10 protein-coding genes are annotated in these 13,091 nt (G+C 51.3%); 7 read left to right on the forward strand and 3 right to left on the reverse strand.

Annotated elements, in window-relative coordinates; translation table 11 throughout:
- Positions 1–28: 28 nt before the first annotated feature.
- The 4 genes from L6472_RS12960 to L6472_RS12975 all read left to right on the forward strand — a co-directional run bounded on the left by L6472_RS12960 (position 29) and on the right by L6472_RS12975 (position 8,798).
- A complete protein-coding gene (locus L6472_RS12960) occupies positions 29–2,533 on the forward strand; it encodes an alpha-L-arabinofuranosidase C-terminal domain-containing protein (RefSeq protein ID WP_237805772.1) in 2,505 nt (834 codons plus the stop codon).
- A 9-nt stretch (positions 2,534–2,542) separates the two neighbouring features.
- The gene (locus L6472_RS12965; RefSeq protein WP_237805774.1) at positions 2,543–4,996 is read left to right on the forward strand and encodes an alpha-L-arabinofuranosidase C-terminal domain-containing protein; all 2,454 of its coding nucleotides are present in this window, start codon (positions 2,543–2,545) and stop codon (positions 4,994–4,996) included.
- 10 nt (positions 4,997–5,006) lie between these two features.
- Complete coding sequence (locus L6472_RS12970) at positions 5,007–8,177, forward strand: DEAD/DEAH box helicase (RefSeq protein WP_237805776.1); 3,171 nt, start codon at positions 5,007–5,009, stop codon at positions 8,175–8,177.
- A gap of 72 nt (positions 8,178–8,249) precedes the next feature.
- Entirely contained in the window at positions 8,250–8,798 is a 549-nt protein-coding gene (locus L6472_RS12975; protein ID WP_237805778.1) for a DUF3332 domain-containing protein, read from the forward strand.
- A gap of 74 nt (positions 8,799–8,872) precedes the next feature.
- Here L6472_RS12975 and L6472_RS13585 read toward each other — a convergent pair whose 3' ends face one another.
- Positions 8,873–8,998 (reverse strand): hypothetical protein, encoded by a 126-nt coding sequence (locus L6472_RS13585; RefSeq protein ID WP_255777047.1) that lies wholly within the window; start codon positions 8,996–8,998, stop codon positions 8,873–8,875.
- Positions 8,999–9,107: 109 nt separating this feature from the next.
- Between L6472_RS13585 and L6472_RS12980 the strand changes: the two genes are divergently transcribed.
- Positions 9,108–9,449, forward strand: coding sequence for a hypothetical protein (locus L6472_RS12980; protein ID WP_237805780.1), 342 nt, complete (start codon positions 9,108–9,110; stop codon positions 9,447–9,449).
- Between the two features lie 298 nt (positions 9,450–9,747).
- On the opposite strand, the gene L6472_RS13590 is transcribed toward L6472_RS12980, so the two are convergent.
- Positions 9,748–9,873, reverse strand: coding sequence for a hypothetical protein (locus tag L6472_RS13590; RefSeq protein ID WP_255777048.1), 126 nt, complete (start codon positions 9,871–9,873; stop codon positions 9,748–9,750).
- A 122-nt stretch (positions 9,874–9,995) separates the two neighbouring features.
- Between L6472_RS13590 and L6472_RS12985 the strand changes: the two genes are divergently transcribed.
- Entirely contained in the window at positions 9,996–10,337 is a 342-nt protein-coding gene (locus L6472_RS12985) for a hypothetical protein (protein WP_237805782.1), read from the forward strand.
- A gap of 2 nt (positions 10,338–10,339) precedes the next feature.
- Positions 10,340–11,674: a matrixin family metalloprotease gene (locus L6472_RS12990; protein ID WP_237805784.1), complete on the forward strand. Its 1,335-nt coding sequence runs from the start codon at positions 10,340–10,342 to the stop codon at positions 11,672–11,674.
- Positions 11,675–11,801: 127 nt separating this feature from the next.
- On the opposite strand, the gene L6472_RS12995 is transcribed toward L6472_RS12990, so the two are convergent.
- Positions 11,802–13,034 carry a DUF2264 domain-containing protein gene (locus tag L6472_RS12995; RefSeq protein WP_370640917.1) on the reverse strand — a complete coding sequence of 411 codons (1,233 nt, stop codon included), beginning with the start codon at positions 13,032–13,034 and terminating at the stop codon, positions 11,802–11,804.
- Between the last annotated feature and the right edge of the window lie 57 nt (positions 13,035–13,091).

Here is a 13,091-nt window from a genome sequence, read left to right on the forward strand (position 1 = left end):
TGCGGCATAATTGTTAAGAACTTTAGAAATGAAACTACCTTTGAAAAAACTAATGCTTGCTATGCTTTGTATGAGTTCTGCCATCATGGTGGCTCAAAACAAGGTGCTCATCTACTCTCCCCATCCATCGGCTGGCCTTCACGCAGCGCTTCAGAAAGGAAATGACTGGAAACATCTGGGACAACTGTGTTCCAGCGATTACGGCACATGGGGAGCAGAGAAGAAGATGTATAACCCCACCCTCTGCCGTGCCAACGATGGCACATGGCGGCTTGTTTTTCAAGTAAACACGACATCACCCTGCGTGGCGGTGGCCTATGGTCTCAGTCTGGTGACCTGGCGCCCGCAGGACTATGCCCTTATGAAAACCAAGAATTGTCTGGAGCCAGTGGTAAGAGCCAAAGGAAAAGACTTTGAGATACAGTTCGTGAGTGATGGCAAGCGTTATGGTGTGAAGGCAGATACCGACTTCCGTCGCTTTTCAAAAGAACAACTGCTGGCAGATGACCAGGCTTTCACAGTGACGCGCGTCAGTGCTTCGGTCGATGGAAAAGAAGTGAAAGGACAGGTGTTCGACCTGAACGACAACGAACTCCTTGGTGTTCGCGAGTATTTCACAAACTTGGCTAACGATGCCGACCTGTCGTCAGAACGCATGTATGACGATGCAAAGACCTTCGAGAAGGTGTTAGACAAAGACGACCCCACGGTCTTTGGCATTCTTGATGTAGATATGCGCAAGGAGAAAGTCATCAGCGACAAGCTGATAGGCATCTTCTTCGAGGATATCAGCTATGCGGCTGACGGTGGACTTTATGCCGAACTGATACAGAATCGCGACTTCGAATACTCTGGAAAAGACCGTCGTGGCTGGCATGCCACCACCGCTTGGCATGCTTCTGAGCCCATCCGCATTGCCACCACCTACCCCCTCACACCGCAAAATCCGCACTATGCCATTCTGCAGTCAGACACAATTGTGAATGAAGGATGGGACGGTATTGCCGTAGAACGAGGCAAGACATACGACTTCTCGATGTTCATTCGCGGACAGAAGCTGTTCGAGATTGCCCTGCTGGCCGAGGATGGAAGCGTGATTGCTCGTTCACAGTTGAAGTCGAAGACCATCAACTGGCAGCGCTATGAGACGACGCTGGTCGCTCAGTCCACCTGTTCAAAGGCTCGCCTGGCTGTGATACCAATCGGAAAAGACGAGGTGGCGGTGGATATGATTTCACTGTTCCCTCGCGACACCTTCAAGAACCGCAAGAATGGTCTGCGCAAAGACCTGGCTGAGACGATTGCCGCCTTGCATCCTAAGTTCGTGCGTTTCCCCGGTGGATGCATGAGTCATGGTCAAGGACTGGACAACATCTATCATTGGAACCACACCGTGGGACCGCTGGAGAGCCGCACACCCGACAAGAACATCTGGAATTACCACCAGACGCGCGGTCTGGGCTTCTACGAGTATTTCCAGTTCTGCGAGGATATCGGTGCCGAACCGCTACCCGTACTGGCTGCCGGTGTGCCCTGTCAGAACTCCGCCAACAATGCCGATGGACTTGGAGGACAGCAGGGAGGTATCCCCATGGCCGACATGCCTGCCTATATCGACGAACTCTGTCACCTGATTGAATGGGCCAACGGCAATCCTCAGACCAACAAATGGGCCAAGATGCGTGCAGATGCCGGTCATCCCGAGCCGTTCAATCTGAAGTATCTGGGCATTGGCAACGAGGACATCATCTCTACCGTCTTTGAGGAGCGCTACGAGATGATCTGCAAGATGATGCACCTGTTGCATCCCGAAATCAAGATTTGCGGTACGGTAGGTCCGTTCCACTTCCCTTCTGCCGACTATATAGAAGGTTGGGATTTCACCAAGAAGCACCCCCAATACCAGTATATGACCGACGAACACTATTATGAGTCAACAGGCTGGTTCATGTATCATCGCGACTATTACGACAACTACGACCGTAAGGCACCCAAGGTATATCTGGGCGAATGGGCTGCATCGACCAAGGTCAAACGCCCCAATCTGGAGACTGCACTGGCCGAGGCGCTCTATCTGACAGATATCGAACGCAATGGCGATGTGGTAGAGATGACATCCTATGCACCAATGTTGTGCAAGGATGGCCATTCCAACTGGAATCCAAACATGATCTATTTCGACAATACCACCGTCCGCACGACCCCAGCCTACGAGATACAACGCCTGTTCTCTGTGTGCAGTGGCAACCGATACATCAGCAGTACGCTGAAACTCGACCATCAAGACCTCGACTATCGTGTGGGAGCCAGTGTGGTGCGCGACTCAAAGAGTGGCTCTTGCTACCTGAAGTTGGTCAACGCCTTGCCTGCCACCCTGAAGCTCACTGTGAAGGGTGTCAAGATACCACAGAACGCAAAGTGCTACCAGTTCACGGGTAAAAGCGTGGAAGACCAGCATGCCAAAGCTGAATATCTGGAGGTATCAGACCCCACCATCCTGCCCCCCTATAGCTTTAGAATCATTAAACTTTAACATAACGATATGAAAACAGCTACCTTACTAACTGTAAATCTCTTGTTTGCTGCAGCGACAGCAAGCGCACAAGTCAACCTGAACATTGATATTCAGCAGCGTGGACCCAAGATCAGTCCTACGCACTATGGCATCTTCTTCGAGGACATCAACCACGCTGCCGATGGCGGTCTCTATGCCGAACTGATTCGCAACCGCTCTTTTGAGGATGGTCCTAAGTATGGAGCACCCGCCGACATGCAGGCTTGGTGTGTGGATGCCGAGTATCCTTCTGAGATAACCTGCGAGCTGATCAAGCCAGGCAAGAAGGTGAAACTGCTGAATGCCGCCCAACATCATGCCTTACGCCTGAACGTCAAGGCCACCACGGCGGCACCAGCCTTCCTGGTGAACGAAGGCTATTGGGGCATCAATGCCGTGCAGGGGCGCACCTACCGCCTTTCGTTTTGGGCGAAAGGAAAGTATAAAGGCACCATCAAGGCCCGCCTGCAGGCCGACAGCCGAACCGCTTCTGTCGGCTCAGGGGTTTATGCCGAGACCGTTGTGTCGCCCACAGGTCTAAGCAAGGGCGTGTGGACCAAATATACAGCAACACTTCGCTCCGACGCCAACGATACCAAAGCTCAGTTTGCCTTGGTGTTTGATGGTGCAGGAACCATCGACGTAGATATGGTGAGCCTCTTCCCACCCACCTTCAAGAACCGCGAGAACGGCATGCGTCCCGACCTGGCCAACATGCTTTGGCAGATGCATCCCAAGTTCATGCGCTTCCCTGGTGGTTGTTTCGTAGAGGGACAGGAAGACCCAGAAAACGCCTTCCACTGGGAGAAGACCATCGGACCCATCGAGGAACGCGAAGGCCACTGGAACGTGAATTGGGGCTATCGCACCACCGACGGCATGGGTTTTCACGAATATCTGCAGTTGGCCGAGGACCTTGGCGCCAAGCCTCTCTATGTAGTCAACGTGGGCTTGTGGCACGGAGGCAAGACTCCCGTTGAAGACATCCAGCCTTGGATAGACGAATGTCTGTCCGCACTGGAGTATGCCAATGGCGATGTCACCACCAAATATGGTGCACTGCGTGCCAAGAACGGCCATCCCGCTCCCTTCAACATTGAGTATCTGGAGATAGGCAACGAGAACAACCAGCCCGACCAGCACCAACAGAGCGACCGTTATTATGAGCGCTACGACAAGTTCCGCCAGGTGCTGCGTGAGAAATATCCCCATATCAAACTGATCGGCAACGTCGTGGCCTGGGGCGACGACAATCCCAAATGGGAAAGCGACCTTGAGGTAGATCTGCTCGACGAGCACTATTACCGCAATCCCGCATGGTTCTCGGATGCTTTCCATAAGTATGACAGCTACGACCGCAAAGGACCGAAGATTTATGTCGGCGAGTATGCCGTGACCAGTGGCTTCGGTGATCTAGGCAACATGAACGCCGCACTGGGCGAGGCAGTCTATATGATGGGCATCGAGAACAATAGCGACATGGTGCCCCTGAACTCCTATGCCCCTATCTTTGTCAACGAGAACGATGCCAAGTGGCGTCCAGACATGATTCGTTTCAACTCCAGTCGGGTCATGGGCACACCGTCTTACTACGTGCAGATGCTCATGCCCCAGCACCTCGGCACTCAGGTGGTGAAGGTGCAGCAAGACAATCCCTACGAGACCATGCGCCTGCAGACATCGGTGACGCCCAAGCGCAGTCGTGCCGGCTTTGCCACATGGGCCACCAAGGCATCCTTTAAGCCCAACAATGACATGGAGAGCGTCAGCGGTGAGTGGAACTTTGATGGCAGCTTGGTCAGCCAGCGCAGCATGCGCGATCAGTGCGTGGCTGTCGAAAAGCACGTCATCGATGGCGATCACTACACGTTGAAGTATCGCGCCCGCAAGGATAGTGGCCGCGAAGGTTTTATGATTGTCTTCAACTACGTCAACGACCAAAACTACTGCTGGGCGAACTTCGGTGGTTGGGGCAACACCCAGCACGGCATCGAACAGATTGTGGGTGGCAGCAAGATGCAGACCGACACTAAGCATGGCCATATCGAACAGGGACGCTGGTATGACATCACCCTCCAGGTGGCTGGCGACAGCGTGAAGGCGTGGCTCGACAACGAGCTGGTCTTCGACACCATGCTGAAGCACGACACGTCGAAGGGGCTCTTCTCTTCTGCCACCATCGACGAGAATACCAACGAGCTGATTGTGAAAGTTGTGAACACCAGCGACGAGGCTACCACGGCAGCGCTCAACTTGAGCCATTTCTCGGCCAAGTGTGCCCGTGTCATCCGTCTGGTTGCTAACGATGGAATGGACGAAAATACGCTTCAGCAGCCCACGAACATTCATCCCGTAGAGCAGATTCTTTCTCCCGAAACTGCCCAGAAGGTGCTGGTAGAGATTCCGGCTTTCTCACTCAATATTATCCGAATCAGACAGTAATCAGCGCATCGTGGAAGCAAGCGAACTGTTTCAGATATGCACCGAACTGGCAATGGCCGACCCCTCGGGGCCGGCCATACGTCAGATGCACGAACTGCTGGTGCTTGCTTCTGCCCAAGGATGCAGTCAGCAAGGCGGCACGTTTGGCAACCTCTTCTCACAGATAGACTGGGTCTGCAAGCAGTTACGCATCCCTCGCGACGAGACACAGGCCATCCAGACAGCCCGTCGCCACTCCAATCAGGCGCAGCTGCCTGCTGCCGACGACTGGCGCTACGACCTTCGGGCGGTGGCTCGCTACATCTCACGTGTCTTCCAGGCAGACATCCCTGGCTCGTTGCTTCGGCTGCTGCCTGTCAACGCCCAGCCTCATGCCGAACGGCTGAAGGTCAACAAACTCTATATTCGCTGCATCGTCCGCTCGTTCGACAGTCATTTGATCACCGTCGATGCCGACGAGGGCGAGTTCCTGGTGGATTATGGCAACACCGACCAGGGGCGCGACTTCGCTTACTTGCAGAAGGTGCTTCGCCCCGGCATGCAGCTCAACCTGTTGGATTGTCACGTCGAGAGCAACCTCATCATCCCCCTTGTCATCGTCGTCGAACCCGACTTTCTCCTCGACATTTCTTCGCTGGCAGCATGTTTCACCGCCTATGGCCACCATCCGCTGCTCTACACACTGAACCGACTGAAGCCTCAGGTCAACACACAGGCTGTCTTGCTGGGTAACTTTGCAGGTACGGCGCTCGACGACATCATCCATCATCCCGATGCCACCTTGCGGCAGTCGCTCGAGCGGTCCTATCGCGAACAGGCCGATCGCATCCGTGCTTGCGAGGACTTCGACCGAGAGAAATTTGAAGAGGCGGCTGCCGTGCAGATGAAGAACATCCGCGAGGCGGTGGCTGTGCTGGCACCGCAGCAGGCATTGCTCGAGCCCTCGTTCGTCTGCGAACGACTGGGGCTGCAAGGACGTGTGGACCTGATGACCACCGACATGCGGCTGCTGGTGGAACAGAAGTCGGGCAAGAACATGAAGATAGAATACCAGAGCCACGACAGCCACGGCATGCAGCTGGAGAACCACTACGTGCAGCTGCTGCTCTACTATGGCATCTTGCACTATAACTTCGGCAAGACCGACCGCCAGGTGGACACCCGTCTGCTCTACTCGCGCTATCCTGCCGACCGCGGACTGGTGGCGGTGAACTACTACCGCACGTTGTTTCGCGAGGCCATCCGCCTGCGCAACCAGATTGTGGCCACCGAACTGCTCATTGCCCGCGACGGCTTTGGGCGCATCTTGCCGCTGCTCAACGCTGACGTCATCTATAAAGGGGTGCCGCGCGATGGCTTCTTCCACCGTTTCATACTTCCCGAAACAGAACGTCTCATTTCCCGCTTATCACATCTCACCTCGCTTGAGCGCGCCTATTTCGAGCGCATGATGACCTTTGTCTATCGCGAACAGCAATGCCAGAAGCTGGGCGTCGTTGAAGGACAGGGCGGCGCCACCAGCTACTTGTGGCAGATGCCCCTCAGCGAGAAACGCGAGACGGGCAATATCTATACCGACCTGACCGTCACAGACCGTCAGCGTTCGACCTACGATGGCGGCTACGACCTGCTCACGTTGCAGCTCTCAGACGAAGCACTTCATGCCCCCATCAACTTCCGCATGGGCGACATGGTCTATCTCTATCAGTACGCCTCGCAGCCCGATGTGCGCCAGAGCATTCTCTATAAGGGCGTGCTGCAAGACATCAAGAACAACCATCTGGTGGTTCTGCTGAACGACGGTCAGCAAAACCCCGACATCTTTCCGCTTTCATCGACCCACTGGGCCATCGAACATGGTGGCAGCGATGTGGGCACCAACAGTCAGATACGCGGTCTCTATCAGTTCATGACGGCGCCTCAGCTGCGCCGGCAGTTGCTGCTGGGACAGCGCCAACCCGAGGCAGACACCTCAGCGGCGCTCTCACAGCGCTATCATCCCCACTACGACGACATCCTGCTGCGGGTCAAGCAGTCGCGCGACTACTTCCTGCTGGTGGGTCCGCCGGGCACCGGCAAGACCTCCATGGCACTGCGTTTCATGGTCGAAGAGGAACTGAAAACAGCTCCTGCCGACCAGTCTCTTCTGCTCATGGCCTACACCAACAGGGCGGTCGATGAGATCCGAGCCATGCTCTGCGATGCCGGTCTGGCCGACAACGACCGCATCCTGACGGGCACCACGTCGATGATGCAGGCACGCCCCTTCCTCATGGCTGGCCGCCACTTTTCCGTAGCCATCATCGACGAAGCCTCGCAGATACTCGAGCCCAGCATCATCGGACTGCTCAGCAACTGTGCCATCGACCGCTTTGTGATGATTGGCGACCACAAGCAGTTGCCTGCCGTGGTGCAACAGACGGCCGAACAGGCTGCCGTCTGCAACGAGGAACTGCTTTCCATCGGCCTCAGCGACTGTCGCCAGTCGCTCTTTGAGCGTCTCTACCGCTGGGAACAACGGCAAGGGCGCACGCAGTTCATTGGCACCCTGAACCATCAAGGACGCATGCACCCCGACATTGCCTCGTTCCCCAGCGCCATGTTCTACCAGCAAGAGCAGTTGCAGCCCGTGCCTCTGCGCCACCAACTAGAGACCGCACTGAACTACGATCAGCCTGCCCGCGATGCCCTTGACCAGTTGCTCAAGACGCGTCGCATGCTCTTCCTGCCCGTGGTTCCCCAGCAGCCGCTCCTTTCGCCAAAGTCCAATGCCGACGAGGCAGAGGTGGTGGCCGACCTCTTGCGTCGCATCCGCCGCTTCTACGGTGACCACTTCGATGCTCATAAGACCGTGGGCGTCATCGTGCCCTACCGCAATCAGATAGCAGCCATCCGCCAGGCCTTGGGCGATGAAGCCGCCTTTGCCGACGTCACCATCGATACCGTCGAGCGCTATCAGGGTTCGCAGCGCGAGGTCATCATCTATTCGTTCACCGTCAGCCGGCGCTATCAGCTCGACTTCCTGACCAACAACAGCTATATCGACAGTGATGGCAGCGTGGTGGACCGCAAACTCAACGTGGCGCTGACGCGTGCTCGCCGCCAGATGCTGATGGTGGGCAACCCCACAGTGCTGCAGGCAAACCCCCTTTTCGCCCAGCTCATGGCGAGATTTTCTTAGAATTGTTTTGCAAGAACGAAAGTTTTTCGTACTTTTGTCCGCGATTGTAAAACTATTAAACCAATTACTATTATGAAGAAAATCAGTTTAAAGGTAGCTGCCGTTTTACTCTCGGGCTCGTTCCTGTGCAGCTCTTGTATCGGTTCTTTTAGTCTTTTCAACAGCTATGAAAAGTGGCAGTGCAACATGACCAGCAATAAGATTGTCAATGGTATCGTAGGTCTGATCCTGCAACCCATCGTGGGTGGCGTATGCCTGTTTGTCGATGCCGTTGTCTTGAACACCATCGAGTTCTGGACCGGTAGCAATCCTATGGCTGTCAACACCATCCAACAGGTGAAAGGACAGGACGGACGCTACTATGCTGTCAAGACTTTGAAGAATGGTTACGAGGTGAAGGCGCCTACTGGCGAGGTGACCTACTTTATTCACAACGACAAGAACGACTCTTGGTCTATGCAGCAGAACGGCATCACCAAGGAACTGTTCCGCTTCAACAACGATGGCACCATCGAGGCTGTGCTCCAGAATGGCGAGAAGATGACGGTGACCAACGACGAGGCTGGCCTCCAGCAGGTCAAGGAAGCTGTCTATACAGATAACTTTTTTGCAATGCGATAATTCCATTCTCGCTTTGCGAGAGTTAAGGTATTAAATAAAATAATAGCTATAATCGTTTAAATTATAGCTATTATTTACCAGCGGTCCTTAGTGATTATGTCGTCAGACCATCGATGATCCTTTGGGAAAGCTTCACCATTCCAAGCCCTGACTTGTGTCGTCGCCCAACTACCATTCTTCAACTTTGCAGATGGTTGCATCGTTGTTTTCTTTTGTGTTTTTTTGTGATTTCTTTGGCGTAACAAAACTTATTATATATCTTTGCGATATAAAATCATAAATATTAACCATTTTAACATCAAAAAAACAATGAAACATTTATTAATTGTATTAAGTTTACTATTTAGTGTAAGCCTATTTTACAGTTGCAGTAGTAATGATGAAGATGAAACAGGAGAATTGGTTTCGGATCTTTCTGGAGTAACTAAATATAATGAGTATTTGCAAAAATGGTATATATCTTGTTACACGGAAGGAACCATTGATGAGGTGATTAACTATTATCCAGTTAAGATGTCATCTCAGTACGAAGAAAATAATCTTGAAGTTGTATTCTCGGGTTTTGTGTTGTCTCCAACCCCTAATAATGGTGAAGTTGGAGGTCTAAAAGAATATAACATTAAACTAACTAGTATTCAAAAGAAACTATAGATATAATGAATAGTTTCGCTCTCCAACGGGGAGCAACTGGAAAACTAACAGTGCCACTATTCGCTCGTGATAGTGGCACTTTTTTTGTGCCATGGTGAAGCATTGACCATGCAAAAGTGCCACTCTTGTGGCGATTCTAGCCCCTGGAACGAACTGTTCTACCCCCTGGAACGAACGGCTCCAGGGGCTAGAATGACCCGCTCCAGCCCCTGGATGCGATGCAAGAGCGGCACTTTTGCAACAGAAAAGCGCCACTACTCGCACGGAATAGTGGCGCTATAAGGTCTTTATTCAAGAACTACCAGCGGTCTTTAGTGGTGATGTCGTCAGCCCAGCGGTGGTCTTTGGGGAAGGCTTGGCCGTTCCAGGCCTTCACCTGTGTCGTCGCCCAACTACCATTCTTCAACTTTGCAGATGATTGCATCGTTGTTTTCTTTTGTGGTTTTTTTTGTGTTTTTTTGTGATTTCTTTGGCGTAATAAAACTTATTATATATCTTTGCAATATAAAATCATAAATATTAACCATTTTAACATCAAAAAAAACAATGAAACATTTATTATTTGTATTAAGTTTACTATTTACTGTAAGCCTATTTTACAGTTGCAGTAGTAATGATGAAGATGAAACAGGAGAATTGGTTTCAGATCTTTCTGGAGTAACTAAATATAATGAGTCTTTGCAAAAATGGTATATATCTTGTTACACGGAAGGAACCATTGATGAGGTGATTAACTATTATCCAGTTAAGATGGCATCTCAGTATGAAGAAAATAATCTTGAAGTCGTATTCTCGGGTTTTGTGTTGTCTCCAACCCCTAATAGTGGTACAGTTGGAGGTCTAAAAGAATATAACATTAAACTAACTAGTATTCAAAAGAAACTATAGATATGAAGGAAAGAATATATTTGGTGTTCTTATTAGTTCTTCTTTTTTGCTCTAATTCCAGTGCACAAATAAAGATTGATGATGGTCCTATTATAGAATTGAGTCCAGAAGTTAGCACATACTCATTGCGAGGAGTAAAATGGAAGAAAACGAACCTGTGTTATTATATTTACAACTCGTCTAATCATCTCACTCTTCAAGAACGTGTGTCTGCAATTCAAAATGCATTTCAGATATGGCAGTCACAATGTGCTTTAACATTTACTCAAGTATATACGGCTTCCCAAGCGGATATTGTTGTAAAGTGGGCGACTAGAGATCATGGTGATAATTCTCCATTCGATGGCCAAGGAAATGTTTTAGCTCATGGATTCTTTCCTCCACCTGCTGGCGGTTTTTATTCTGGCCATCTTCATTTTGATGATGATGAGAATTGGTCTGTAAATGGTACAGGGATAGATTTGGAAACTGTCGCAATTCATGAAATAGGCCACGTATTAGGATTGGAGCATTCAACATGTCCTGATGCTATTATGTATCCATATTATATTGGAGTTCATAGGGGCTTATCTATGGACGATATAATAGCAATTAAGACATTGTATTCGGATATAAAGGTAACAGGACCTGTTGTCATATGTAATACCGAAGAATATAGTGTAGAGAATGTTCCTGATTACGCAGTAATTCATTGGAGTACAACAAACACAAATTTACAACTCGTAACGGGGCAAGGCAGTGAGATCGCAGAATTCCTGAAGCTAGGAAATGGAGAATGTGGAATTGTCGCGCAGATACAGATGGAGTCGTCAATAATTAGTGATACGCTGATGGTTTGGGCAGGTGTCCCTTCGTCCCCCCAAATACTGTATTGGCCAAGCAAGCTTAATCCTAATTCTATTTATAGTGTTAGTGCAACCCAATCTTGTGAACAGGAAGTTAATCAATACCAGTGGACATTGCAGGGTGGTACTATTATTGGCTCAAGTACGGGTTCTAGCGTTATGTTTAGGACTGGAGGAACTGGTACAGAAGTGCAGCTCTCTGTACGTGCAAAGAATGTTTGCGGGTGGGGAAGTGTATCGTCTAAGGCTGGTAGAGTCAAAGATGGCAATTCCGTAGTCACTGGCACAGGCGATGGGAGAACGATTAATATAACAATGCAAGATCCAGGTCGTTATGAGATTCAGCTATGGAACAAGACGCATTTGCTGCGTAAAGAAATTACTGAATTCCAACAATATACACTGAATATCAATGCGCTCCCCTCAGATATCTATTTTGTCAAAGTACTTAAAGATGGTGAAGTGGTACAACAATCAAAGTTTCTAAAATAATATAAATACGACATCTCATATTGTTTTAGTTGGTGAGCCAAACTGACAGCGCCGATATTTGTGTGGAATATCGGCGCTAAAAGTATTAAAAAGTTACTAGTTAAAAGCTTAGACGCAAGTTCCAGCATCACCAGCGGTCCTTAGTGGTGATGTCGTCAGCCCAGCGGTGGTCTTTGGGGAAGGCTTGGCCGTTCCAGGCCTTCACCTGTGTCCACGGCTCGGCCTCAGCCGTCCAGAAGTCGTGGTCGGCAGGCAGACCGAGCGGCATCAGCGAGAGCGACGTCATGTAGAGCGAGCCGTTGTTGGTGTACCAGTCGGCCGTCTCGGGCTGATGACCGCAGAAACCGATGGTGAGGAAACCACCCTCGTTATAGTTATTCTGGTGGTCGTACATGCGGTGCATCACCTGCGTCAGGGCAGCACGTACCTGTCCGTTGCTCAGTTCCTTAGGCAACTTCTGATACCACGCCATCAGCGCCAGCGGTTGCATGGCAGCCATGCGGTAGGGCGTAGAGCGGCCAATGACGGGGAAGGTGCCTTCGGGCGAGATGAAACGTTCCAGGATGATGCTGAACTTCTGAGCACGTTTCAGGGCGCGGTCGTAGTATTTCTGATACTCCAGACGCGTGTTGGCCTTGGCATCGATCATGTTCTGCAGCGTCTCCAGGTACATGGCATGGAACACGTAGCTGGAGTAGTAGTCGAAGGCAAACACAGGTCCGTCGGCATACCAGCCGTCGCCTACATACCATTCCTCCACCTTGCGGATGGTGGTCATCACGCGGTAGTCGTCGTATTCGCTCAGTCCGGCAGCCTTGGCAATAAAACTCTCAATGATGCTGGAGAAGAGAAACCAGTTGGTATAGGGCGGTTCTATCTTGCGCAACTTCTTGAACTCGCTGATGTAGCGGTCTTTGGTCACCTGGTCCAGTGGCACCCACAGCGCATCGTAGGCACGGATGAACGACTCGGCGATGTAGGCGGCATCCACCAGGTTCTGTCCCGACACGCCCCAGCACAGATAGTCGGGCGACTTGGGGTCCACGCTGTTTTTATACGAAGCCAGCGCCCACTTGCGCAACTGCTGGCGCTGTTGGCTCTCGCGAGTGCTGTCGTCGGGCAGTGCCAGCCAGGGGGCGATGCCTGCCATCAGACGGCCAAAGGTCTCCATATACACCACCTTGCGGTTGCGATTGTCGAACGATGGCGAGAACTCCGTCTGCATGTTCTTCTGCAATGTGCCTTCGGCCATGTTCTTCAGCACGGGCTCTGCCATTCTCTGGGCCTGAAGACACCAGTACTCGCGGTCGCTGACGGGAAGCCTCTTCTTCTCGCGTGCCGCCATAGGTATGACCAGCATGACGGCTGCTAACAGGATAAATAATTTCCTCATTTTATTTGATAGTTTTAGTCTTTA

Origin of the sequence: Prevotella sp. E13-17, from assembly GCF_022024035.1 — a bacterium.
Classification (GTDB): domain Bacteria; phylum Bacteroidota; class Bacteroidia; order Bacteroidales; family Bacteroidaceae; genus Prevotella.